This is a genomic window from Streptomyces massasporeus (genome assembly GCF_014648995.1).
Taxonomy (GTDB): domain Bacteria; phylum Actinomycetota; class Actinomycetes; order Streptomycetales; family Streptomycetaceae; genus Streptomyces; species Streptomyces massasporeus.
The window spans coordinates 264,873-288,465 of sequence record NZ_BMSE01000010.1; the positions used below are offsets into that span (position 1 = coordinate 264,873).

Here is a 23,593-nt window from a genome sequence, read left to right on the forward strand (position 1 = left end):
AGTCACGCAGGCACCCTACGGGCTGACCGGGCGCCCGCAGCAGCCCCGTACCTCGGACACGGACCGTCAGCGCACGGTGTACATGCTGAAGATGTGCAGGGCCGCTTCGATCTGTGCCCGCGTGCGGTCGTCGGGGTTCCCCGTGATCCGCACGAAGACCACGGACGAGCCGGGGTCGTCCGCGACCAGCAGTGTCAGCGGCACCCGGCCCGAGAGCGGGTAGTCGTACCAGCCGTCGGGCTTCCCGACGTCGGTGTCGGGCAGGGCGTTGCCTACGGCCTGCCAGTCCGCATCGTCGAACTCGTAGCCCGAGAATTCCGCGACGGTCTCGCAGAACGGCCGCAGACCCTCCTCGAAGATCCAGCCCCCGCCGAAGCTCGCAGGGTCAGCCACCGGCCCTCGCCACACCGATCGGGCAGGACACGCCCGTCCCGCCGATGCCGCAGTAGCCCGCGGGGTTCTTGTCCAGGTACTGCTGGTGGTAGCCCTCCGCCGGGTAGAAGGGGCGGCCCTGCGTCGTGACGATCTCCGTGGTGACGGTGCCGTAGCCGGAGGACGTCAGGACCTTCTGGTACGCCTCGCGGGAGGCCTTGGCGGTGGCCTCCTGGGCGGGGGTGTGGGTGTAGATCGCCGAACGGTACTGCGTGCCCACGTCGTTGCCCTGGCGGAAGCCCTGCGTCGGGTCGTGCGACTCCCAGAACGTCTTCAGAAGGCGCTCGTACGAGATCTGCTCCGGGTCGAAGACCACCCGTACGACCTCGGTGTGGCCGGTCAGGCCCGAGCAGACCTCCTCGTACGTGGGGTTCTCCGTGTGGCCGCCCTGGTAGCCGACGAGGGTCGTCCACACACCGGCCGGGAGCTGCCAGAACGTGCGCTCGGCGCCCCAGAAGCAGCCCAGGCCGAAGTCGGCGGTCTCCAGACCCTCGGGGTACGGGCCGAGCAGCGGGTTGCCGAGGACGGTGTGGCGGTCGGGGACCGTGAACACCGGCTCCGGGCGCCCGGGCAGCGCCTGCTCGGCGGTCGGCAGCTGGGGCGTGCGGTTGTGCAGGAACATGCGGTCTCCAATCGGGGCGACGCCCCCCTCAACGCGCCGCTACCGCCCGGAATTCCGGCCGGACCCGGGCCGGCTGAGGCGGGGTCCGGGCCAGGGCGGGGCTCAGTGCGGCAGGCTCGCCGGGCTGCCGCCGTTCGCCTCGTAGCCCGCCACCGCCAGCGCCCGGTACACCGCGAACTCGGCCGCCGGATCGGCCGACAGGGTCCAGGGCAGGGCGCCCACGTGGCCGTCGATGTGTATCAGCTGGTTCATGGCCTCCGACCAGCGCTCGCCCCGGACCAGGAAGAAGACCAGCATGTGCCGCACATGCGCCAGCATCGGGTCGTCGGCGCGGGCCGAGTGCACCGCGTGCAGGGCGCCGTGCACCGCCTTCGTGACGACCTCGCTCTGCCAGAAGTTCGCCACGAGGGTCACCTCGGGGAGGTGCTCGAACACCGCGAAGAGGGGCATCGCCGAGAGGAGGGAGCCCCGGGGCGCCCGGGCCGCGGCAGCCTCGCCGAACGCGTACGCCTCCGCACGGGAGCCGTGCCACTTCTCGCACCAGTAGTGCAGCGCGGACAGGTGCGCCCCCATGTGGGCCGGGGCGCGGTCCAGGATCTTCAGCCAGACCTGCTCGAAGTCCTTCTGGGAGTAGCCGAGCCCGCGGGCCACCGACAGCTCGACGATGTACGGGATCGGGTCACCGGGGGCGAGCAGCGCCGCCTCGCCGCACGCCGTCCTCGCCTCCTCCATGATGATCCGGAACTCGTCCGTCCCCGGCGTCGCCGTCCGCCACGCCTGCTGCACCAGGAACTCGGCGTGCACCGCCGCACCGCCCGCGTCCTTGGGTGCCTCGGCCCGCCACACGCGCAGCCACTGACCGCCCGGCGCCTCGCTCACCCCGCCGGGCCGTCGCGACAGCTCCAGCGAGGCCGCGCCCGCGAAGGCCTGCACGCGCTGCCAGCGCCGCTCGCCCTCGGTCTCCGTGCCCGCCAGGAGCTGCTGCGCGGCGCGGTGGTCCTGCGTGCGCTGCACCACGTCCAGGACGTCCAGGAGGTCCTGGTCGGGGCCGGGCATGCGGATGTCGAGCTCCTCCTCGCGGACGAAGCCGTAGTTCGCCGGGTCCGCCGCGTCCGGGTGGTCGGGGGAGACCAGCCCTATCGCACCACCGCGCCTGCGCCGCAGGAAGGGGAGCAGCACGAAGCCCAGCATGACCAGCGCGATCAGGACCCACAGAATCTCCATGCAACAAGCGAACCAGACCGCGCCGACAATTGGCCAACCTGCTCCGGGAACCTGTGGAAAACGTGGGCCCCAGCCCTCCCGCGACCTGTGGAAAACCCCGGCTCGCCCCGTACCCCGGCACGCGTCGCGTCGGCGCACTACCCTCGGTGCTCATGAGCGACAGGCACATCAGTCAGCACTTCGAGACGCTCGCGATCCACGCGGGCAACACCGCCGACCCCCTGACGGGCGCGGTCGTCCCGCCGATCTACCAGGTCTCGACCTACAAGCAGGACGGGGTCGGCGGACTGCGCGGCGGCTACGAGTACAGCCGCAGCGCCAATCCCACCAGGACCGCGCTGGAGGAGAACCTCGCAGCCCTGGAGGGCGGCCGCCGCGGGCTCGCGTTCGCGTCCGGGCTGGCGGCCGAGGACTGCCTGCTGCGTACGCTGCTCACCCCCGGGGACCACGTGGTCATCCCGAACGACGCGTACGGCGGCACGTTCCGTCTGTTCGCCAAGGTCGTCGCCCGCTGGGGCGTGGAGTGGTCGGTCGCCGACACGAGCGACCCGGCCGCCGTGCGGGCCGCCCTCACCCCGAAGACCAAGGTCGTGTGGGTGGAGACCCCCTCCAACCCGCTGCTCGGCATCACCGACATCGCCGCGGTCGCCCAGGTCGCCCGGGACGCGGGCGCCCGCCTCGTCGTGGACAACACCTTCGCCACGCCCTACCTCCAGCAGCCGCTGTCGCTGGGCGCGGACGTCGTCGTGCACTCGCTGACCAAGTACATGGGCGGTCACTCCGACGTCGTCGGCGGCGCCCTGGTCACCGCTGACGCCGGCCTCGGCGAGGAACTGGCCTTCCACCAGAACGCGATGGGCGCGGTCGCCGGGCCCTTCGACTCCTGGCTGGTGCTGCGCGGCACCAAGACCCTCTCCGTGCGCATGGACCGGCACAGCGAGAACGCCGTCAAGGTCGCCGACATGCTCACGCGGCACGCGCGCGTGAGCAGCGTGCTGTACCCGGGCCTGCCGGAGCACCCCGGTCACGAGGTCGCCGCCAAGCAGATGAAGTCGTTCGGCGGCATGGTCTCCTTCCGCGTCGCCGGCGGCGAGGAGGCGGCCGTCGAGGTGTGCAACCGGGCGAAGATCTTCACGCTGGGCGAGTCCCTGGGCGGCGTCGAGTCGCTGATCGAGCACCCCGGCCGCATGACGCACGCCTCCGTGGCCGGTTCGGCCCTGGAGGTCCCGGCCGACCTGGTGCGGCTGTCCGTCGGCATCGAGAACGCCGAGGACCTGCTGGAGGACCTGCAGCAGGCGCTCGGCTAGACCGGTTCCCCTCGCGGGGTCACCAGCCGGTGAGGGGTGGAGTCGTGTCGGACGGCGGCTCCACCCACGGGCGGGCGGTCAGCGCCCACACGGTGAACGCCACGGCCGCCGCGAGCAGCAGCAGCCACATCAGGCGGCGGGCGAGCGTCCTGCGCCGCAGCATGCGCCCGCCGCGGCGCACCGCCTCGGTGTGGATCTCGGGCGGCACGGGCCGCGGCGCCTGCTCCAGGAGCCGCCGTACGGCCGCCTCGCGGTCGTTCCCGCTCATGCCGCTCCCCGATCGCCGGACGGGCTCATGACCGCACCGCCTTCGTGGCCGTCAGACCTCATGACCGCACCGCCTTAGCGGCCGTCACCGCGGGCGCCGGGCCCCGCGGCCGGTGCAGCAGGATCGACGTCGCCCGGTGGCCGATCGCCCGTACGCGCTCGGGGGACAGGCCCAGCAGGGCCGCCGTCTGTTCCTCGGCGACGCCTTCGTAGAGCCTGAGGACCAGGATCAGCCGTTCCTGGGGGGTGAGCGGGGCCAGCGGGCTCGCGGGATGCGGCCGGGAGCGGCCGAGCGCGCCGTAGTGGTGCCACGTGCCGCGGGCGAAGCGGGTGGCCAGGTACTGGCGGGTGCGGTCGTACGGGTCCTCGCCGTGCAGCCGGTCCCAGCTCGCGTAGGTGTGCGCCAGCGACAGCGTCAGCAGGCGCCGCGCGCGGGGGTTGTCGTCGGGGGCCTCGGCGGTGAGCAGTGTGGCGGCGTGCAGCAGCCGCCCGGCCGCGCCCGCGACGAACGCCTCGAACTCCCGGGCGCGACGGGTTGCCCGGGACGCATGCCGCTCCAGCACCGCGCCTCCCGCCTGACGGCGACCCTGAGGATGCGGGCACCCGGCCGCGCGCGACGGGGGCCCGGTCTCATATCAGGCCAGGTACGGCCCCGAGGTCAAGAGCCGCGCACGGCTCGGGCGGCGCCACGCACGCGTGGAGCCCCGGGCCGTGGCACCGGATTCCCTGCGGTACGGCGTTCAGGACTCCGGCTGTGCCTCCGGCCCGGGTACCCCCTGCGCCGCCATCCGGGTGGACAGCGCGGTGTTGAAGCGCGTGAGGAGGTCGCAGAACGCCTCGCGCTCGTCGGGCTCCCAGTCGTGGGTCAGCTCGGCCATCAACTGGCGCCGGGAGGAGCGCACTTCCTCCAGCCGGGCCTGCCCGCGCGGGGACAGCTGGAGCACCACCGCGCGCCCGTCCTCGGGGTGGGAGGTGCGCTTGACCAGGCCGGTGTCGACGAGGGGAGCCACCTGCCGGGTGACCGTCGACGAGTCGATCCCCATGCTCGCGGCGAGCGCCTTGACGCCCATCGGGCCTTCTTTGTCGAGGCGGTTGAGCAGCAGGTACGCGGCGCGGTCCATGGAGTTGCGCACCTGCCCGACTCCGCCGAGCCGGGTCTGTTCGGCACGGCGGGCGAACAGCGCCACCTCGTGCTGCAGCGTGTCGAGGAGACCGGTGTCACCGACGGTCGTCATGTCCATCGACATTTCAGGTGTTGTGGGCATGGCCGGGGGCTCACTTCGTGGAGGGCTGGCAGATTGGGGGACAGGGTACGCGGCCGGAAGGCGGGCCGTACCGGCGCTGCGCAAAGCGGGTCTCGGAGGTTGGTCACAACGGTCGTTCCCGCCTGTGAACTGCGATGCTGGAGTCATGAGCTACAGCACGGCTGACTCCTTTCGGCCCGTCACCCTCGACGACGTGCGCGGCGCGCAGAAGATGCTCTCGGGTGTGGCGCGGGTGACCGCGATGGAGGGCAGCAGGCACCTGTCCCAGACGGTCGGTGCGCCGGTGCATCTCAAGTGCGAGAACCTCCAGCGGACGGGCTCGTTCAAGTTGCGCGGCGCATACGTCCGGATCGCCGGTCTGCTGCCGGAGGAGCGCGCCGCGGGGGTGGTCGCCGCCAGCGCCGGCAACCACGCGCAGGGCGTCGCCCTCGCGTCCGCACTGCTCGGCGTGCGTTCCACGGTGTTCATGCCGAAGGGCGCCCCGCTGCCCAAGGTCAGTGCCACCCGGGACTACGGGGCCGAGGTGCGGCTGCACGGCCAGGTGGTCGACGAGACGCTGGCCGCCGCGCAGGAGTACGCGGCCGAGACGGGCGCGGTGTTCATCCACCCCTTCGACCACCCCGACATCATCGCGGGCCAGGGGACGGTGGGCCTGGAGATCCTGGAGCAGTGCCCGGAGGTGCGCACGATCCTCGTCGGCATCGGCGGGGGCGGGCTGGCCGCCGGGATCGCGGTGGCGGTGAAGGCGCTGCGACCGCAGGTGCGGGTGGTGGGCGTACAGGCGGCGGGCGCGGCGGCCTACCCGCCCTCGCTGGCGGCGGGCCGCCCGGTGTCGGTCGAGAACCCGGCGACGATGGCCGACGGCATCAAGGTCGGGCGGCCCGGTGACGTGCCGTTCGGGATCATCGGCGAGCTGGTCGACGAGGTGCGCACGGTCAGCGAGGACGAGCTGTCCGCCGCGCTGCTGCTGTGCCTGGAGCGGGCCAAGCTGGTCGTCGAGCCGGCCGGGGCGAGCCCGGTCGCGGCGCTGCTGAGTGCGCCCGGCGCCTTCGAGGGGCCGGTCGTGGCGGTGCTGTCCGGCGGCAACGTCGACCCGGTGCTGATGGAGCGGGTGCTGCGGCACGGCATGGCCGCGCAGGGCCGCTACCTGGCGGTCCGGCTGCGGCTGACGGACCGGCCCGGTGCTCTTGCCACTCTTCTGGGCGTGTTGTCAGTGGTCGACGCTAACGTCCTCGATGTGAGCCACGTCCGAACCGACCCGCGGCTCGGGCTCACGGAGGCGGAGGTCGAACTGCACCTGGAGACGAAGGGCCCGGCGCACTGCGCCGAGGTGGGTCAGGCGCTGCGCGAGGCGGGCTACACGGTCATCGGCTGAGCGGGCTCCCGCCCCCTCAGGAGCCTGTCCCCGACCCGGTCAGGAGCTTGTCCCCGACCCGGTCAGGAGCCTGTCCCCGACCCGGTCAAGATCCTTTCGTCTCACGGAGCGCAACGCGCAAAACTCATTGTGAGACGCGATACATCGCGTTATGGTGTGTCGGTGAGAAGCCTCACCGGACGTCTGTCCGGTCATCCCCGAAGACGTGGAGACTCATATGCCAGGCGCCATCTACGCCGAAGGTCTGGTCAAGACCTTCGGTGACGTAAAGGCCTTGGACGGCGTCGACCTGGACGTGCCCGAGGGCACGGTCCTCGGCCTGCTCGGGCCGAACGGCGCGGGCAAGACCACCACCGTCCGCTGCCTGACCACCCTGCTGCGACCCGACAGCGGGCGGGCCGTCGTCGCGGGCATCGACGTCCTCAAGCAGCCCGACGCGGTCCGCCGCTCCATCGGGCTGTCCGGCCAGTTCGCGGCCGTCGACGAATACCTGACCGGCCGGGAGAACCTCCAGATGGTCGGCCAGCTGTACCAGATGCGGGCCAAGGCGGCGAAGGAGCGCGCGGCCGAACTGCTGGAGCAGTTCCACCTCGCGGACGCCGCCGACCGCCCCACCAAGACCTACTCGGGCGGCATGCGCCGCCGCCTCGACCTCGCGGCGGCCCTGGTCGTCTCACCACCCGTGATGTTCATGGACGAGCCGACGACCGGCCTCGACCCCCGCAACCGCCAGCAGTTGTGGGAGGTCATCAAGCACCTGGTCTCCGGCGGCACCACGCTGCTGCTCACCACGCAGTACCTGGAGGAGGCCGACCACCTGGCGCACGACATCGCGGTGGTCGACCACGGCAAGGTCATCGCCCAGGGCACCTCCGACCAGCTCAAGGCCCGCACCGGCGGCGAGCGCGTCGAGGTCGTGGTGCACCAGCGCGAGCACATCCAGTCCGCCGCCGAGGTCCTCGCCGGCTTCGGCAAGGGCGAGACCACGGTCGAGGAGCACATGCGCAAGCTCACCGCCCCCGTCACCGGCGGCGCCAAGCTCCTCGCCGAGGTCATCCGCGAACTGGACACCCGGGGCATCGAGATCGACGACATCGGCCTGCGCAGGCCCACCCTCGACGACGTCTTCCTGTCCCTGACGGGACACGTGGCCGAGATCAAGGACCAGGAGAACGACAAGGAGGCCGCCCAGTGAGCGCCGTCACCGACACCGTGCGGGTCGCGCCCACCGCGAACCCGGTCAGCCAGTCGATCCGGGACTCGATGGTCGTCGCCAAGCGCAACCTGATCCGCATGTCCCGGATCCCCGAGATGATCATCTACGGGCTGATCCAGCCGATCATGTTCGTGGTGCTGTTCACCTACGTCTTCGGCGGTTCCATGCAGATCGGCAACAGCACCAGCGCCGCCGACTACAAGAACTTCCTGATGGCGGGCATCTTCGCGCAGACCGTCACCTTCGCCACCGCCAGCTCCGGCGCCGGCATCGCCGACGACATGCACAAGGGCCTCATCGACCGCTTCCGCTCCCTGCCCATGGCGCGCGGCGCGGTGCTCACCGGCCGCACCCTCGCCGACTCCGTGCAGACGGCCCTGACCCTGGTGGTCCTCGCCGTGGTCGCCCTGCTGGTCGGCTGGCGCGTCGGGTCGGACGGCAGCACCAACGCCGCCAAGGTCCTCGCCGCCTTCGGCCTGCTGCTCCTGCTCGGCTACGCGTTCACCTGGATCGGCGCCCTGATCGGCATGTCCGTGCGGACCCCCGAGGCGGCCACGTCCAGCGGCCTGATCTGGCTCTTCCCGGTCACGTTCATCTCCAACGCGTTCGTGGACACCAGCCACATGACCCCGTGGCTGCGCCACATCGCCGAGTGGAACCCCTTCAGCGCCACGGTCCAGGCCTGCCGTGTGCTGTTCGCCAACCCGGGCCAGTCCCCGTCGGACGCCTGGCCCATGCAGCACCCCGTCTGGGCCTCGCTGATCTACTCGATCCTGATCCTGGTGGTCTTCCGGACCCTGGCGGTGCGCAAGTACCGCTCGGCGACGGCATGAGAATGCCCCCGGTGCCGCTGCGGCACCGGGGGCAGACCAGGGCTCGGAAAGGGCGGGTCAGCCCTCGTACGGCTCGGCCTTGAGGATCTTCACCAGGGCCTTCTTGCCGTTCGGCAGCTCGTACTCCGCGTCCTCGCCGACCTTGTGGCCGATCACGCCGGTGCCCAGCGGGGACTGCGGGGAGTACGTCTCGATGTCGGAGCTCGCGTATTCGCGGGACGCGAGCAGGAACGTCAGCGTGTCGTCCTCGTCGCCGTCGAACGCGATCGTGACGACCATGCCGGGCGCCACCGCGCCGTCCGCGGCGGGAGCCTCGCCGACCTTGGCGTTCTCGAGGAGCTGGGTGAGCTGGCGCACACGGAGCTCCTGCTTGCCCTGCTCCTCCTTGGCCGCGTGGTACCCGCCGTTCTCACGCAGGTCGCCCTCTTCGCGCGCCGCGGCGATCTTCGCGGAGATCTCCGCCCGCGCGGGACCAGTAAGGTGCTCAAGCTCAGCCTTGAGCTTGTTGTACGCCTCCTGGGTCAGCCAGGTGACGTTCTCGCTGGTCTGGGTCACAGGTGCTCCTCGTAGGTACTGGGAATACAAAGCATCGCCCTACCCAGAAGAATGTTCCTTCACGGAAGGGCGAAACCACGAGCCTAACAATTCGGGGCCCCAAGGGGGAGGACATAAGCCACCAGATTTACGTCAATGCAGGTCAGGCACTACGTATTCCAGGTGATGCCGGTTGTTGTCAGCCGGTGTGGCAGCCCAGCAGCTCGGCCGTCGTCCCCGGGGAGGTCGTGCGGAGCGTGACGACCTTGTCGATGCGGGTCCCGTCCCCGTCGAAGCGGAAGTCGGCCCGGCCCACCTCGGCCCCGTTCTCGGCCTGCGAGCGCACGGTGCAGTAGCCGTCGGTGCCGGCGTCCTTGCGGACCTCCAGGTGCACCTGCACGGACTCCTTGCCCGGCTCGAAGCTGATCACCTCGGCGCTGATCTCGCTCTTGGCGACGTAGTGGTAGCCGAACCAGCCGATCAGACCCAGCAGCGCCACCGCGAGGACGGTGCCCACGACCCTGAGCGTGCGGTCGGCGCGCTCGTCCGAGGAGCGGCCGTATCGGCCCTCGGGCGGTCGCGTGCTCGCCGTACTCATGATCGTCCTCCTGGCAGGTCCGGGACGAAGGCCCCGGAAGGGGCTCCGGGACCGGGCCCCCGGAATTATTCGCCCCCCGATTCGGTCACTATAGAAGCCGCTGATTGCGCCGACGCACACAGGGCGCCGACCTACTGAGGATTGAGTCTTGACTGACCAGTTGCGACTGATGGCCGTTCACGCACACCCCGACGACGAGTCGAGCAAGGGCGCGGCGACCATGGCGAAGTACGTGTCCGAGGGGGTGGACGTGCTGGTCGTGACCTGCACGGGCGGGGAACGCGGCTCCATCCTCAATCCGAAGCTCCAGGGCGACGCGTACATCGAGGAGCACATTCACGAGGTACGCAAGAAGGAGATGGACGAGGCCCGGGAGATCTTGGGCGTCAAGCAGGAATGGCTCGGCTTCGTCGACTCGGGCCTGCCCGAGGGCGACCCGCTGCCGCCGCTGCCGGAGGGCTGCTTCGCCCTGGAGGACGTGGATCACGCGGCCGGTGAGCTGGTGCGCAAGATCCGTGCCTTCCGTCCGCAGGTGATCACCACCTACGACGAGAACGGCGGCTATCCGCACCCCGACCACATCATGACCCACAAGATCTCCATGGTGGCGTTCGAGTCGGCCGCGGACACCGAGAAGTACCCGGAGGCGGAGTACGGCCCCGCCTACCAGCCGCAGAAGCTCTACTACAACCAGGGCTTCAACCGCCCGCGCACCGAGGCCCTGCACCAGGCGATGCTCGACCGCGGCCTGGAGTCCCCCTATGGGGACTGGCTCAAGCGCTGGGAGGAGTTCGGCATGAAGCAGCGCACGCTCACCACGCACATTCCCTGCGCCGAGTTCTACGAGATCCGCGACAAGGCGCTGATCGCCCACGCCACGCAGATCGACCCGGACGGCGGCTGGTTCAAGGTGCCCATGGAGATCCAGAAGGAGGTCTGGCCGACGGAGGAGTACGAGCTGGCGAAGGCCCTCGTCGATACCTCCCTCCCCGAGGACGACCTCTTCGCGGGCATCCGCGACAATGCCTGACATGAGCGCAAGCGCAAGCCTGGCAATGACGCACCTCGTCTCCTTCGCCAAGGAGGTCGACGAGGACAAGGTCACCCCCGGCGTCCTCGGCTTCATCGTCTTCGCGGCGATGGCCCTGGCGGTGTGGGCCCTGATGAAGTCCATGAGCCGGCACATGAACCGGGTCGACTTCACGCAGGTCCCGGACCCGAAGGCCGACCAGCCGGAGCAGTCCCCGGCGGACGCGGACGCGACCGCCGCGGAAGCGGAGCCCTCGAGCCAGGGCGCCAAGAAGCAAGGCTGACGTCCCCCAGGGGGACGCCACCCGTCGGTGGCCGGCACCGATCGCCGCCGACGGGTGCGTGGTGCGCACCGCGGAGCACGTCGACGGCCGCCCGGCGCGTTGGCCGGGGAGCGTCGCCGGAAGGGCTGCCTCACGCGCCGCGGGGGCCACGCCTTCGGCTCCGTCCGTCGCCTCTCAGTCGTCGAGGAGTGCCGCCGACGGGCACCTCGCGCAGAAGCAGCGCAGAAGCTGCTCGCCCTCGCGCGGAGCACCCTCGGGAGTACCGGGGCGCGCCCCCTCGTCGGCGCGTCCGCCGAGGGCCCACCCGCCCCGGGCTTTCGCATTCCGCTCCAGTGGCACGCGCATCGCCTCGCGCGCATCGCCTCGCGCGCATCGGGGAGCGCCGCCCAGGAGCGCGTCCCCCGTAGCGTGAAGCCCCCAGGGGGCCCGGGCGCCTACGCCTTCGATTCCACCGCCACTCCCATCACCTCGCGCGCATGCCGGTTCGGGACCATGCCGAGGCGCCAGGCCTGCCAGCCTGCCTCCAGGGTGACGCCCCGTTCCAGGAGGAGCTGGTACGCGTCGAGGTAGTCGTCCAGTTTCCGGTCGCGCAGGTCGTGGCTCGCGCGGGACAGCTGGGCCAGTTCCTCCTGTGCCACCGCCGTACCCACCTCCATGCCGCCCGGGGCCGCGTAGGGCAGGAGTGTGCAGCGCAGGAAGCGGGCCCAGTCCTCGCCGCGGCGGTCGCCGTAGGAGGCGAACAGCTCGACCGCCTCGTCGCACAGGGCCAGGGCCTGCTGGGTGCGGGCGTTGCCCGCGTCCACGACCACCAGCTCCAGGCACGTCCAGGCCTCGCCGTGGGCGACGCCGATGCGCTGGAAGTCGGCCCGGGCGTCGACCAGCAGCTGCCGGGCGAAGCCCGAATTGCGCAGGGAACCCGTCTGGGCCGCCCGCTGGTCGCGGGTGACGCGGGCCGAGTGGTGGCGGGCGCAGGCCAGACCGTAGACGTCCCGCATGCGGGAGAACATCGTGCGGGCGCGCTCCAGCTCGCGGACGGCAGAATCGAGATCGCCCGTCTCCTCCAGGGCCTGGCCCAGGTAGTACAGCGTCCACGCCTCACCGCGTGCGTCCTCGTTGTCGCGGTGCCGGGCGGCGGCCCCACGCAGCTCCTCCACCGCCGGTGACGCGTCCCCCGCGACCAGCAGCGCCCGGGCCAACTGCGTCAGCGCCCAGGCCTCGCCCCGGGCGTCACGAGTGCGGCCGTACAGCTCCAGGGCCGCCCGCAGTTCCGACTCGGCCCGCGGTACGTCGCCCATGCGCAGGCCCAGCTGACCGAGCTGGAAGTGCGCCCACGCCTGGCCGTGCACGGACTCGCCCGCGCGGTGCAGCACCAGCGACTCGGTCAGCAGGTCCAGCGCCTCCGCCACCCGGGCCCGGTCACGCTCCACCGCCGCCAGGGCGTGCATCGTCCACGCCCGGTCCGTCGCCAGCTCGGGCGAGGACTGCAGCGCCAGGGCCTCGCGGAGCTTCGCCGACGCCTCCGTCAGATTGCCCTGGTGGTGCAGGGTGATGCCGAGGGAGCACAGCGCACGGGCGGCCCCCGCGTCGTGGTGGGCCTCCCGGTAGAGGTCGACGACCGAGGCGAGGGTGGTGCGGGCCTTGTCGAGTTCGCCCAGCTGCCGCGCCGCGATGCCGGTGCGCCACTGCACGGAGCGGACCAGCAGGCCCTCGTCCACCGCCTGCGCCAGCTCACTGATCTCGCCCAGGCGGTAGAGGTCGCCGCGCAGCAGGCAGTAGTCGCACAGCGCGCCCAGCAGGTTCAGCACCGCCGCCTGGTCCACACCCTCGGCGTGCCGCAGCGCCGCCGTGATGAAGCTCGACTCGTCGTCCAGCCAGCGCAGCGCCTCGTCGAGGGAGGGGAAGCCGTACGGGCTGAAGCGGTTGGTGCGGGTCGACATGTTGCCGTCGACCATCCGCAGCACCGAGTCCGCCAGCTCGGCGTAGTTCACGATCAGCCGCTCCTGCGCCGCCGTCCGCTCGGCCGGATCCTCCTCGTCGAGCAGGCGGGCCTGGGCGAAGGAACGGACCAGGTCGTGCAGCCGGTAGCGGTCGCCCCGGACGTGGTCGATCAGACCGGCACGGGTCAGGACCTCCAGATGGCGCTTGGCCTCCGCCTCGTCCGTGGCCAGCAGCGCGGCGGCCGCGGCGGCCCCCAGTGAGGCCCGTCCGGCCAGGGCCAGCCGGCGCAGCAGCCGCCGCACGGTCTCCGCCTGGTCCGTGTAGCGCAGCCACAGTGCGCGTTCCACCGGCTCGACCGGGCCGTAGGCCTCGAGGTCCGTGGCCAGGGCGCGGGGCGAGCGCGGGCCCAGGCACGAGCCGGCGATGCGCAGCGCCAAAGGCAGTCCGCCGCACAGCTCCCGGACCCGGTCCGCGGACTCCGCGTCGTACGGCCCGGAACGATCCTGCGCCGCCGCGCCCAGCAGCTCCTCCGCTCCCGCGGCGTCCAGCGGTGCGACCGCCAGCTGGTGCACCCGGGCGGGCAGGCCCTCCAGCTCCAGCGGGCCCCGCGCGGTCACCAGCACCAGGCTGTCGGACCGCTCCGGGACCAGGGCGCGGATCTGCTCCGCGTCCGAGGCGTCGTCGAGGACGACCGTGACCGGCAGGCCCGTCAGATGCTGGTGGTACAGCTCGCTCAGCCGCTTGACCTGCTGGTCGGGGGAGGAGCGCTCGCGGAACAGCAATTGCTCGCGGGGTGCGCCGAGCCGGTTCAGCAGATGCAGCAGGGCGTCGCGGGTGGACAGCGGGGACTCGCCCGGCCCGTCGGCGCGCAGGTCGACGACGCAGGCACCGCGGAAGTAGTCCTTCAGCTCGTGCGTGGCGTGCACCGCGAGCGTCGTCCGGCCGCTCCCGGGCGTGCCGTGCAGCACGACCACGGTCGGCTGCGTCTCCGTGCTCGCCCGGGCCGACTGCACCCACTGCCGGATCTGCGCCAGCTCGTGCCGCCGCCCGGCGAACGGCTCGGTCGGCCCGGGGAGCTGTGCGAAGGACTGCTCCAGCACATTGCGCCCGCGTGCCGCCGCGCTCTTGTCCGCGCCCCGCAGCCGCGGCGCCGTCTTCTTCGGCCCGGTCGAGGCCGCGAGCACCCGCTGCTGGTCCAGGAACGGCCGGATGCCCCGCACCTCCAGCGCCGTCAGCCACTGGAGCCTCAACTGTTCGGGCCCGCCGGGCTGGCTCACGGCGCCGGCTCGACGACTCGCGGCCGGCACGTGCGACCCGACCACCTTCACCACCGTCGCCGCGGCCCCCACGACACCCACCGTCACACCCGCCCCGAGAGCGGTCCCGGTCCCCGTGCCCAGCGCCATGTCGGCGGCCACGGCCGCGACCGCCGCCACGCCGGCCACCAGCAGCGGCGTCCCGGCACCCTCCCGGGCGTAACGCTGCCCGAAGGTCAGCTGGCCGGCGGCCGCCTCGTCCAGGGCGCGCGTGTAGGCCTCGTACTCCTCGCGCGCGCTCTGCGCCATCGCGTCGAGCCCCCCGCGCGCCCGCGCGAGCAGCACTTTCCCGTCACTGCGCCCGCCCGAGCGGCGCACCTCCTCCTCGACGGCCCGCGCCAACAGCCGCTCGGCCTCCACCCGATGACTGTCCCGCATGTCAGGTCCCCCTCCGGCGGCAACGGCGCTGTCCCACCCGTTGCGGTCGTTCCCTCGGTCGTTTCCTTGGTCAAGTGTGCTGCGGACGGCGCATCGGGGCGAGGGGGCGTGCCCGGCCCGATTGTGTGAAGACCAGGGCGGGTTGGCGTGCCGCGCGCCCGGCGCCCGTGCCGGCGGGGGCGGCGCCCGCGCGACGCCTGACGCGTGGGGGGCCGGGTACTGCGGCAGGATGGACACCATGCCGAACCGACTGGCGCACGAGACGTCCCCCTACCTCCTTCAGCACGCCGACAATCCCGTCGACTGGTGGCCCTGGTCGTCCGAGGCCTTCGAGGAGGCCCGCAAGCGCAACGTGCCCGTGCTGCTCAGCGTCGGATACAGCAGTTGTCACTGGTGTCACGTCATGGCGCACGAGTCCTTCGAGGACCAGGAGACCGCCGAGTACCTCAACGCGCACTACGTGAGCGTGAAGGTCGACCGCGAGGAGCGCCCCGACGTCGACGCCGTCTACATGGAGGCCGTGCAGGCGGCGACCGGGCAGGGTGGCTGGCCCATGACCGTGTTCCTCACCCCGGACGCCGAGCCCTTCTACTTCGGTACGTACTTCCCGCCCGCTCCCCGTCAGGGCATGCCGTCGTTCCGGCAGGTGCTCCAGGGGGTGCACCAGGCGTGGGACGAGCGGCGGGACGAGGTGGCCGAGGTCGCCGGGAAGATCGTCCGGGATCTGGCCGGGCGGGAGATCTCCTACGGCGACGCGCAGACCCCCGGTGAGGAGGAGCTCGCGCAGGCCCTGCTCGGGCTGACGCGGGAGTACGACCCGCAGCGCGGCGGTTTCGGCGGGGCGCCGAAGTTCCCGCCGTCCATGGTGCTGGAGTTCCTGCTGCGCCACCACGCCCGCACCGGCGCCGAGGGGGCCCTGCAAATGGCGCGGGACACCTGCGAGCGGATGGCCCGGGGCGGGATGTACGACCAGCTCGGGGGCGGCTTCGCCCGCTACTCCGTCGACCGTGACTGGGTCGTGCCGCACTTCGAGAAGATGCTGTACGACAACGCCCTGCTGTGCCGGGTGTACGCCCACCTCTGGCGCGCCACCGGCTCGGAGCTCGCGCGTCGGGTGGCTCTGGAGACCGCCGACTTCATGGTGCGCGAACTGCGCACGAACGAGGGCGGGTTCGCCTCCGCGCTCGACGCGGACAGCGACGACGGCACGGGTAAGCACGTCGAGGGCGCGTACTACGTGTGGACGCCGGAGCAACTGCGGGAGGTGCTCGGCGAGCAGGACGCCGAGCTCGCGGCCCAGCACTTCGGCGTCACCGAGGAGGGGACCTTCGAGGAGGGCGCGTCCGTTCTCCAACTGCCGGTACGGGACGCTCTGCTGGACGCGGAGAAGGTCGCCTCGATCCAGGAGCGGCTGCTCGCGGCGCGGGCCGAGCGGCCCGCGCCCGGCCGGGACGACAAGGTCGTCGCCGCCTGGAACGGCCTCGCGATCGCCGCGCTCGCCGAGACCGGCGCCTACTTCGACCGGCCCGACCTGGTCGAGGCCGCCGTCGCCGCGGCCGACCTCCTGGTCCGGCTGCATCTGGACGAGCAGGCCCGGCTCACCCGTACCAGCAAGGACGGCCACGCGGGCGCCAACGCCGGTGTCCTGGAGGACTACGCGGATGTGGCGGAGGGCTTCCTCGCGCTCGCGTCCGTCACCGGGGAGGGCGTCTGGCTGGAGTTCGCCGGGTTCCTCCTCGATCACGTCCTGGCCCGCTTCACGGACCCCGAGTCGGGCTCGCTGTACGACACCGCGGCCGATGCGGAGCGGTTGATCCGCCGCCCGCAGGACCCGACCGACAACGCGGCCCCGTCAGGCTGGACGGCTGCCGCGAACGCCCTGCTGAGTTATGCCGCGCACACCGGCTCCGAGCCTCACCGCACCGCCGCCGAACGGGCGTTGGGTGTCGTGAAGGCGCTGGGACCGCGGGTGCCCCGCTTCATCGGCTGGGGACTGGCCGCGGCCGAGGCCGTGCTGGACGGTCCTCGCGAGGTCGCGGTCGTGGGCCCGGCGCTGGACGACGCGGGCACAAGGGCCCTGCACCGCACGGCACTTCTGGGCACCGCGCCCGGTGCGGTGGTCGCCGTGGGCGCCCCGGGGAGCGAGGAGTTCCCGCTGCTCGCGGACCGTCCGCTGGTCGGCGGTGAACCGGCCGCGTACGTCTGCCGTAACTTCACGTGTGACGCCCCGACGACCGAGCCTGACCGGCTGCGTACGGTCTTGAGTGGCTGAAGTCACGTATCAACGGAAACATGGTCTTTATCTGAACAGCCCCCAGGCTTCACAGTTCCCCCCTAATCTCTGCACAGTGACGTGGCGGACGAGGCCGCATCGGCCCACCGTCGCGAATGGGGGTTCTGGGATCTGGGGGGATCTGCTTGCTGACGTCTGTCTTCATCGCTGCCGTTTCACTTGCCTTGTTCTGGATGGCGGCGTTCACCCTGTGGTGGCAGATGCACGCCTGGCGTACGCCGGAAGTGCTCGCCTCCACGCGGTTCAGCAGTCCGGACGGGGACGAGCACGTCTCCTTCTCGCTGTTGCTGCCCGCGCGGCACGAACAGGCGGTGCTGGACCACACGATCCAGCGGCTGCTGGAGTCGAGCCACACCGACTTCGAGATCATCGTGATCGTCGGGCACGACGACCCGGAGACCACCGCGGTGGCCGAGACGGCCGCCGCGCGTGACCCACGGGTCCGGGTCGTCGTCGACACCCACGAGAAGAAGAACAAGCCGAAGGCCATGAACACGGCGCTGCCGTACTGCCGCGGCGACGTCGTCGGGGTCTTCGACGCGGAGGACCAGGTCCACCCCGAGCTCCTCGCCCACGTCGACCACGCCTTCCGCACCACCGGCGCGGACGTCGTCCAGGGCGGGGTGCAGCTGATCAACTTCCACTCCAGCTGGTACAGCCTGCGCAACTGCCTGGAGTACTTCTTCTGGTTCCGCTCGCGGCTCCACCTGCATGCGCAGAAAGGTTTCATTCCGCTGGGCGGCAACACCGTCTTCGTCCGCACGGACGTCCTGCGGGAAGCCGACGGCTGGGACCCCAACTGCCTCGCCGAGGACTGCGACCTGGGCGTGCGCCTCTCCAGCGTCGGCAAGAAGGTCGTCGTCGCCTACGACTCGGACATGGTGACCCGGGAGGAGACCCCCGGCTCGCTGATGTCCCTGCTGAAGCAGCGCACCCGCTGGAACCAGGGGTTCCTCCAGGTGTACCGGAAGAAGGACTGGAAGCAACTGCCCACCCTCGGGCAGCGGCTGCTCGCCCGCTACACCCTGATGACGCCGTTCATGCAGGCCTTCACCGGCCTGATCATCCCGCTCAACGTGGCGATCGCCCTGTTCCTGGACGTGCCCGTCGGCATCGCCTTCATCACCTTCCTGCCGGCCGTCACGGCCCTGGTCACCTTCGTCTTCGAGATCGTGGGACTGCACGACTTCGGCAAGCAGTACGGGCTGCGCGTCCGCTTCGCGCACTACCTGAAGCTGGTCGTGGGCGGCCCCTTCTACCAGGTCCTGCTCGCCGGTGCGGCCGTGCGGGCCGTGTGGCGTGAGCAGCGCGGTCGCAACGACTGGGAGCTGACGACCCATGTCGGCGCGCACCTCGACGAGACGGCCACGACCCGCCAGGACGTCCCCCTGACCCGAGAGGACGTTCCGGCGTGACCTCCACCCTTCCCGCGGTGACCACCGAGACGGTCCCCGCGCAGCACCGTCCTGCGCCCCGCACCGGTGCGCACCGCCGCGTCGAGCCGCCGAGCCGGCTGCGCTCCTCCCGGCCCGACCTGCTCCTGTGCGGTGTCCTCCTCGTAGCGATCCTCGTCGTGCAGGGCTGGAACATCGCCGACTACCCGGCCCTCAGCGACGACGAGGGCACCTATCTCGCCCAGGCCTGGTCGGTCCAGCAGGGCGACGGCCTCGCCCACTACACCTACTGGTACGACCATCCGCCGCTGGGCTGGATCCAGATCGCCGTGCTGACCTGGATCCCCGCGCTGATCAGCCCCGAGTCGATGACGGTGGGCACCATGCGCGCCGCGATGCTCGTGATCAGCGGCATCAGCGCGGTCCTGATCTTCGTGCTGGGCCGGCGCCTCGCGCTGCCCCGCTGGGCGGCCGCGCTCGGCATGGTGTTCTTCGGGCTGTCGCCGCTGTCGATCGTGCTCCAGCGGGAGATCTTCCTCGACAACCTCGCGGTGATGTGGACGCTGCTGGCCTTCACGCTGGCGGCCTCCCCGAGCCGTCACCTCTGGCACCACTTCGGAGCGGGCATCGCGGCCGCCACGGCCGTGCTCACCAAGGAGACGATGCTCGTCGTCCTGCCCGCCCTGTTCCTCACCATGTGGCGCCACAGCCACCGGGACACCCGCAAGTTCGCCCTCACCGGAGCCGTCACGGCGTGCACCCTGATCGGCTTCGCCTATCCGCTGTTCGCCCTGCTCAAGGGCGAGTTGCTGCCGGGCGCCGGGCACGTGTCCCTCTGGGACGGCGTCAAGTACCAGATGACCAGACCCGGTTCGGGCTTCATCCTCGACCAGGGCTCCGGCTCCTGGGGCGTGCTCCAGTCGTGGCTGTACTACGACCGGATCCTGCCCCTCGGCGGCCTCGCGGGCGCCCTGCTGCTGCTCGTCACCTGGCGCTGGTCGGTCACCGCCCGCGCCCTGGCCGGACCGGCCCTCGCCGTGGCGATCTTCGCCGCGCTGGCCCTGCGCCCGAACGGCTACCTGCCCGCGATGTACGTCATCCAGGCCCTGCCGTTCCTCGCGCTGGTCCTCGCCGGGGGCACCGCCTCCGTCGCCCACGCGGTGCTGAGCCGCTGGCGCTCCGAGGCGGAGAAACGGTACGTCAGCGTGGGCCGTTACACGCTCGCCGCCGTCCTGGCCCTGGCCGCGGGCGCCTACGTCGTCCCGCACTGGTACGACGGGGCGCGCACGGCCGTCACCACCGACGCCAACGCCCCCTACAAGGCCGCGTCGAAGTGGCTGGCCACGGAGGTCGAGGACCCGGAGCGCACCCGGGTGCTGGTCGACGACGCGCTCTGGCTGGACCTGGTGCACCAGGGCTACCGGCCCGGCCTCGGCGTCATCTGGTTCTACAAGGCCGACCTCGACCCGGCGGTGACGAAGACGATGCCGCGCGGCTGGAAGGACCTCGACTACGTCGTCGCCTCGCCGACCGTGCGGCGGGACGCGGCCGACCTGCCCAACGTCAAGGCCGCCATGGAGCACTCGGACCCGGTCGCCACCTTCGGCACCGGCGAGGACCGCATCGAGATCCGCCAGATCAAGACGCCCGCCGGAGGCACGCGATGAGCCAGGAGTACACGGTCCCCGGCGAGGTCGTCGAGACCGAGACCACCGAGGTCCCCGAGCCGGGCGCCGTCACCATCGTCGTACCGACGTTCAACGAGTCCGCGAACGTACGGCAGTTGCTGCGCCAGATCACCGAGGCCGTCCCGGCGCGGCTGCCGTGCGAGGTCCTCTTCGTGGACGACTCCACGGACGACACGCCGGAGGTCATCGAGAAGGCGGCGCAGGACTGCCCCTTCCCGGTGACCGTGCTGCACCGCGAGGAGCCGGTGGGCGGGCTCGGCGGTGCGGTCGTCGAGGGGCTGAAGGCCGCCACGTCGGACTGGATCGTCGTCATGGACGGCGACTGCCAGCACCCGCCGTCCCTCGTGCCCGACCTGGTCGCCACCGGCGAGCGGGCGAACGCCGGGCTGGTCGTCGCCTCCCGGTACATCAAGGGCGGCAGCCGGGCCGGACTCGCGGGCAGCTACCGCGTGTTCGTCTCGCGCGGGGCGACCTGGCTGACCAAGGCGCTGTTCCCGCGCCGGCTGCACGGCATCAGCGACCCGATGAGCGGCTTCTTCGCGATCCGCCGCAGCGCGGTCACGGCGGAGGTCCTCCAGCCGCTCGGCTACAAGATCCTCCTCGAACTCGCCGTCCGCAGCCGTCCGCGCCGGGTCACCGAGGTGCCGTTCGTCTTCCAGGACCGGTTCGCCGGGGAGTCCAAGTCGACCGCGCAGGAAGGCTTCCGCTTCCTGCGGCACCTGGCCGGGCTGCGCACCGCCTCCCCGGTAGCCCGCATGGTCGGGTTCGGCCTGATCGGGCTGACCGGCTTCCTGCCGAACCTGGTCGGCCTGTGGGCGCTGACCGCCGCCGGCATGCACTACGTACCGGCGGAGATCCTCGCCAACCAGCTCGGCGTCGCCTGGAACTTCCTGCTCATCGAGCACCTGCTGTTCCGCGAGCGGCGCCGGCACCGGCGCTGGTGGGACCGGGCCGGGCGGTTCGCGCTGCTCGCCAACGCCGACCTGGTGCTGCGCATCCCGCTGATCGCCGTGTTCGTGCACCAGTTCCACCTGGGCGTGCTGTCGGCCACCGCGCTCGCGCTGGTGACGACGTTCGTCCTGCGCTTCGCCGGGACCGAAGCGCTGGTCTACCTGCCGCGCCGGGACCGGGAGAAGCCCGCACACGACGGCCGTACAGCAAGGAGAGCCGTGTGAAACCTCGTCGCAGAACGACCGCACTCCTGTCCGTGGCAGCCCTCACCACGGGTCTGCTCCTGACCGCACCCCAGCCCGCCTCCGCCGCCAACCTCATCAAGAACCCGGGTTTCGAGACCGCCGGCGCCGACGGCATGCCGTACTGCTGGGAGAAGTCGGGCTGGGGCGACAACGACTTCACGTTCACCACCACGGCCGACGCGCACACCGGCTCCAAGGCGATGAAGGTCGAGCTGACCCGCCGCGTCGAGGGCGACCGCAAGGCACTGATCACCGAGTCCGCCGCGTGCGCGCCGGTCGTGACGCCGGGCAAGCAGTACGACCTCGGCCTCTGGTACAAGACGACGACCCCGGACGCGGCGATCACCCTGTTCCGGCACGACACCACGGCCGGCTGGCAGTACTGGACCGACCTCAAGACGCTGGACCTGGCCGGGAACTGGACCGAGGCCACCGTCCGCACGCCCGAGGTCCCGGCCGGCACCGACCGCATCTCGTGGGGCGTCTCCGTCTACGGCACGGGCTCCGCCACCACCGACGACTACACCATGGACCAGGTGCCCGACCCGGTCCTGCCGCCCGAGTGCACCGGCACCGCCCAGCAGTGCGCCGACGGCAAGTGGGACGTGCTGCCCACGCAGAACCCGGTCCGCTCCATGCACTCGGTCGTCCTGCACAACGGCAAGGTGCTGCTGATCGCGGGCTCCGGCAACGACGAGTCGATGTTCGAGGCCGGCACCTTCACCTCGGCGGTCTACGACCCGGCGAACGGCTCGTACAAGATCATCCCCACGCCGAAGGACATGTTCTGCGCCGGACATGTGCAGCTCCAGGACGGGCGCGTGCTCGTGATGAGCGGCAACAAGGCCTACCCCGTGCCCGGCGGGCACGGCTACGAGGGCTACAAGGACTCGTACATCTTCGACCCGGAGACCGAGACCTACTCCAAGACCAACGACATGAACGACGGCCACTGGTACCCGTCGGCGACGATCCTCGGCAACGGTGACGTCATCTCCTTCGGCGGACTGCGCGAGGACTCCACCGGCTCGGTCACCGCCGAGCTGTTCTCCGAGGCCGAGCAGCAGTGGCAGCCGCTGTGGAAGGTCAACCAGACCTGGTCGTACTGGGGCCTGTACCCGTCGATGATCCTGATGCAGGACGGCCGCCTCTTCTACTCGGGCAGCCATGTCTTCGGCAACAACATCCCGGGCACCGGCTCGGCGATCTACGACTACGGGGCCAACACCACCACCCAGGTGCCGGGTCTGCGGAACAAGGACGAGCGCGACCAGTCGGCGAGCGTGCTGCTGCCCCCGGCGCAGGACCAGAAGGTGCTCACCCTCGGCGGCGGCAACATCGACTCCAACCCGGAGGCCAACCGCCTGACCGACATCATCGACCTCAAGCAGCCGAACCCGTCGTACGTCGCCGGTCCGCCGATCCCGCATGGCACCGTCGACCTCGGCAACGGCCCGGTCCCGCAGACCGGGAACCAGGGCAAGATGTACGTCTCCGCCGTGTTGATGCCCGACGGCAAGGTGCTGGAGACGGGCGGCGCGCTGCACAACCGCGCCAACCCGGTCTACGAGACGTCGATCTTCGATCCCGCGTCGGAGACCTTCGACCCGGTCGCCGTCGACCCCGAGGCGCGCGGCTACCACTCCTCGGCGTTCCTGCTCCCCGACGGCCGTGTGATGACGACCGGCGACAACCCGGGCAACGGCTCCTGGAACCACGACGTGTCGGTCTACAGCCCGCCGTACCTGTTCAAGGGCCCCCGCCCGCAGATCACCTCCGTCATCGACACCGAGTGGAACTACGGCGACACCCAGCGGATCACCGTCGACCGGCCCATCGCCAAGGCCGAGCTGATCCGCCCGGCCGCCGTCACGCACTCGTCGGACCCGAACCAGCGGTTCGTGGACCTGCCCCTGTCCGTCGACGGCAACAACGTCGACCTGAACGTCACGAGCAACCCCAACCTGGCCCCGCCCGGCTGGTACATGCTCTTCGCGGTCGACGCGAACGGCGTGCCCTCGGTGGCGAAGTGGGTGCACCTCCAGGGCCCGCAGGCGCTCAAGGCGACGGACGCCTCCGCCCACGTCCACGACTTCGCGGACGCGCCCGCGGGCAAGGTGGTCGAGCCCGGCAAGAAGCGGACGTCGCAGAAGGTCAGCCCGACGATCTCCGGCTGCGACCGCCACTACGGCTCGATCAACGTCTGCGTGCCGACGGACTTCCCGGCGGAGGTGAAGAAGACGACGGCGGCGCGCTGTGAGTGGCTCAAGGCGAACGACTACGGCCGCCTGAAGGTCAACGGCAAGGACGACCCGCTGGGCCTGGACCGCAACAGGGACGGGATCGCCTGCGGCAAGGCGGACCTGGCGAGGCGCTAGCAAGGCACGCCCCTTCAGGGGCGCGG

At 71.3% G+C, this 23,593-nt stretch carries 20 protein-coding genes; 11 read left to right on the top strand and 9 right to left on the bottom strand.

Going from position 1 to position 23,593, the window contains the following annotated elements; translation table 11 throughout:
* Positions 1 to 66 precede the first annotated feature (66 nt).
* The 3 genes from IE153_RS23130 to IE153_RS23140 form a co-directional block, all read right to left on the bottom strand.
* Complete coding sequence (locus tag IE153_RS23130; RefSeq protein WP_189591722.1) at positions 67 to 393, bottom strand: hypothetical protein; 327 nt, start codon at positions 391 to 393, stop codon at positions 67 to 69.
* Positions 386 to 1,054 carry a peptide-methionine (S)-S-oxide reductase MsrA gene (gene msrA, locus IE153_RS23135; protein WP_189591723.1) on the bottom strand — a complete coding sequence of 223 codons (669 nt, stop codon included), beginning with the start codon at positions 1,052 to 1,054 and terminating at the stop codon, positions 386 to 388. The genes IE153_RS23130 and msrA overlap by 8 nt, the downstream gene beginning before the upstream one ends.
* Before the next feature lie 102 nt (positions 1,055 to 1,156).
* Positions 1,157 to 2,278 carry a hypothetical protein gene (locus IE153_RS23140; protein WP_189591724.1) on the bottom strand — a complete coding sequence of 374 codons (1,122 nt, stop codon included), beginning with the start codon at positions 2,276 to 2,278 and terminating at the stop codon, positions 1,157 to 1,159.
* A gap of 152 nt (positions 2,279 to 2,430) precedes the next feature.
* On the opposite strand from IE153_RS23140, the gene IE153_RS23145 reads away from it, so the two are divergent.
* Positions 2,431 to 3,585: a cystathionine gamma-synthase gene (locus IE153_RS23145; RefSeq protein ID WP_189591725.1), complete on the top strand. Its 1,155-nt coding sequence runs from the start codon at positions 2,431 to 2,433 to the stop codon at positions 3,583 to 3,585.
* 19 nt (positions 3,586 to 3,604) lie between these two features.
* Here IE153_RS23145 and IE153_RS23150 read toward each other — a convergent pair whose 3' ends face one another.
* The 3 genes from IE153_RS23150 to IE153_RS23160 all read right to left on the bottom strand — a co-directional run bounded on the left by IE153_RS23150 (position 3,605) and on the right by IE153_RS23160 (position 5,099).
* A complete protein-coding gene (locus tag IE153_RS23150) occupies positions 3,605 to 3,853 on the bottom strand; it encodes a hypothetical protein (protein WP_097219719.1) in 249 nt (82 codons plus the stop codon).
* A gap of 58 nt (positions 3,854 to 3,911) precedes the next feature.
* Complete coding sequence (locus IE153_RS23155; RefSeq protein ID WP_189591726.1) at positions 3,912 to 4,415, bottom strand: sigma factor-like helix-turn-helix DNA-binding protein; 504 nt, start codon at positions 4,413 to 4,415, stop codon at positions 3,912 to 3,914.
* A 177-nt stretch (positions 4,416 to 4,592) separates the two neighbouring features.
* The gene (locus IE153_RS23160) at positions 4,593 to 5,099 is read right to left on the bottom strand and encodes a MarR family winged helix-turn-helix transcriptional regulator (RefSeq protein ID WP_185012568.1); all 507 of its coding nucleotides are present in this window, start codon (positions 5,097 to 5,099) and stop codon (positions 4,593 to 4,595) included.
* A 163-nt stretch (positions 5,100 to 5,262) separates the two neighbouring features.
* On the opposite strand from IE153_RS23160, the gene ilvA reads away from it, so the two are divergent.
* From ilvA to IE153_RS23175, 3 genes are all read left to right on the top strand, one after another.
* The gene (ilvA, locus tag IE153_RS23165; RefSeq protein ID WP_189591727.1) at positions 5,263 to 6,492 is read left to right on the top strand and encodes a threonine ammonia-lyase; all 1,230 of its coding nucleotides are present in this window, start codon (positions 5,263 to 5,265) and stop codon (positions 6,490 to 6,492) included.
* Positions 6,493 to 6,709: 217 nt separating this feature from the next.
* Positions 6,710 to 7,687 carry an ATP-binding cassette domain-containing protein gene (locus IE153_RS23170; protein ID WP_189591728.1) on the top strand — a complete coding sequence of 326 codons (978 nt, stop codon included), beginning with the start codon at positions 6,710 to 6,712 and terminating at the stop codon, positions 7,685 to 7,687.
* Positions 7,684 to 8,541 (top strand): ABC transporter permease, encoded by an 858-nt coding sequence (locus IE153_RS23175; RefSeq protein WP_189591729.1) that lies wholly within the window; start codon positions 7,684 to 7,686, stop codon positions 8,539 to 8,541. Before IE153_RS23170 ends, IE153_RS23175 begins: the two co-directional genes overlap by 4 nt.
* Before the next feature lie 57 nt (positions 8,542 to 8,598).
* Here IE153_RS23175 and greA read toward each other — a convergent pair whose 3' ends face one another.
* Together greA and IE153_RS23185 are read right to left on the bottom strand one after the other, a co-directional pair.
* Positions 8,599 to 9,096 (bottom strand): transcription elongation factor GreA, encoded by a 498-nt coding sequence (gene greA, locus IE153_RS23180; RefSeq protein ID WP_031104770.1) that lies wholly within the window; start codon positions 9,094 to 9,096, stop codon positions 8,599 to 8,601.
* A gap of 178 nt (positions 9,097 to 9,274) precedes the next feature.
* Positions 9,275 to 9,673, bottom strand: coding sequence for a DUF4307 domain-containing protein (locus IE153_RS23185; protein WP_189591730.1), 399 nt, complete (start codon positions 9,671 to 9,673; stop codon positions 9,275 to 9,277).
* 148 nt (positions 9,674 to 9,821) lie between these two features.
* Here IE153_RS23185 and mca point away from each other — a divergent pair, with 148 nt between their 5' ends.
* Positions 9,822 to 10,703 carry a mycothiol conjugate amidase Mca gene (gene mca / locus IE153_RS23190; RefSeq protein ID WP_033311300.1) on the top strand — a complete coding sequence of 294 codons (882 nt, stop codon included), beginning with the start codon at positions 9,822 to 9,824 and terminating at the stop codon, positions 10,701 to 10,703.
* Positions 10,696 to 10,986, top strand: a complete 291-nt coding sequence (locus tag IE153_RS23195; protein WP_189591731.1) for a hypothetical protein — start codon at positions 10,696 to 10,698, stop codon at positions 10,984 to 10,986. Before mca ends, IE153_RS23195 begins: the two co-directional genes overlap by 8 nt.
* Positions 10,987 to 11,420: 434 nt before the next feature.
* Here the strand turns inward: IE153_RS23195 and IE153_RS23200 are convergent, their stop codons facing one another.
* The gene (locus IE153_RS23200; RefSeq protein WP_189591732.1) at positions 11,421 to 14,618 is read right to left on the bottom strand and encodes a tetratricopeptide repeat protein; all 3,198 of its coding nucleotides are present in this window, start codon (positions 14,616 to 14,618) and stop codon (positions 11,421 to 11,423) included.
* A 238-nt stretch (positions 14,619 to 14,856) separates the two neighbouring features.
* Here IE153_RS23200 and IE153_RS23205 point away from each other — a divergent pair, with 238 nt between their 5' ends.
* The 5 genes from IE153_RS23205 (at position 14,857) to IE153_RS23225 (ending at position 23,567) form a co-directional block, all read left to right on the top strand.
* Positions 14,857 to 16,890 (top strand): thioredoxin domain-containing protein, encoded by a 2,034-nt coding sequence (locus tag IE153_RS23205; RefSeq protein ID WP_189591733.1) that lies wholly within the window; start codon positions 14,857 to 14,859, stop codon positions 16,888 to 16,890.
* A 146-nt stretch (positions 16,891 to 17,036) separates the two neighbouring features.
* Entirely contained in the window at positions 17,037 to 18,326 is a 1,290-nt protein-coding gene (locus IE153_RS23210; protein ID WP_189591734.1) for a glycosyltransferase, read from the top strand.
* Complete coding sequence (locus tag IE153_RS23215; RefSeq protein WP_189591735.1) at positions 18,323 to 19,972, top strand: ArnT family glycosyltransferase; 1,650 nt, start codon at positions 18,323 to 18,325, stop codon at positions 19,970 to 19,972. The genes IE153_RS23210 and IE153_RS23215 overlap by 4 nt, the downstream gene beginning before the upstream one ends.
* Positions 19,969 to 21,168, top strand: a complete 1,200-nt coding sequence (locus IE153_RS23220; protein ID WP_189591736.1) for a glycosyltransferase — start codon at positions 19,969 to 19,971, stop codon at positions 21,166 to 21,168. The genes IE153_RS23215 and IE153_RS23220 overlap by 4 nt, the downstream gene beginning before the upstream one ends.
* Entirely contained in the window at positions 21,165 to 23,567 is a 2,403-nt protein-coding gene (locus tag IE153_RS23225; RefSeq protein ID WP_189591737.1) for a galactose oxidase family protein, read from the top strand. Before IE153_RS23220 ends, IE153_RS23225 begins: the two co-directional genes overlap by 4 nt.
* Positions 23,568 to 23,593 lie beyond the last annotated feature (26 nt).

Coding starts and splice junctions, on each gene's coding strand:
- msrA (WP_189591723.1), bottom strand. CDS start 1,054: ATGTTCCTGCACAACCGCACGCCCCAGCTGCCGACCGCCGAGCAGGCG.
- IE153_RS23140 (WP_189591724.1), bottom strand. CDS start 2,278: ATGGAGATTCTGTGGGTCCTGATCGCGCTGGTCATGCTGGGCTTCGTG.
- IE153_RS23145 (WP_189591725.1), top strand. CDS start 2,431: ATGAGCGACAGGCACATCAGTCAGCACTTCGAGACGCTCGCGATCCAC.
- IE153_RS23150 (WP_097219719.1), bottom strand. CDS start 3,853: ATGAGCGGGAACGACCGCGAGGCGGCCGTACGGCGGCTCCTGGAGCAG.
- IE153_RS23160 (WP_185012568.1), bottom strand. CDS start 5,099: ATGTCGATGGACATGACGACCGTCGGTGACACCGGTCTCCTCGACACG.
- ilvA (WP_189591727.1), top strand. CDS start 5,263: ATGAGCTACAGCACGGCTGACTCCTTTCGGCCCGTCACCCTCGACGAC.
- IE153_RS23170 (WP_189591728.1), top strand. CDS start 6,710: ATGCCAGGCGCCATCTACGCCGAAGGTCTGGTCAAGACCTTCGGTGAC.
- IE153_RS23185 (WP_189591730.1), bottom strand. CDS start 9,673: ATGAGTACGGCGAGCACGCGACCGCCCGAGGGCCGATACGGCCGCTCC.
- IE153_RS23195 (WP_189591731.1), top strand. CDS start 10,696: ATGCCTGACATGAGCGCAAGCGCAAGCCTGGCAATGACGCACCTCGTC.
- IE153_RS23200 (WP_189591732.1), bottom strand. CDS start 14,618: ATGCGGGACAGTCATCGGGTGGAGGCCGAGCGGCTGTTGGCGCGGGCC.
- IE153_RS23205 (WP_189591733.1), top strand. CDS start 14,857: ATGCCGAACCGACTGGCGCACGAGACGTCCCCCTACCTCCTTCAGCAC.
- IE153_RS23220 (WP_189591736.1), top strand. CDS start 19,969: ATGAGCCAGGAGTACACGGTCCCCGGCGAGGTCGTCGAGACCGAGACC.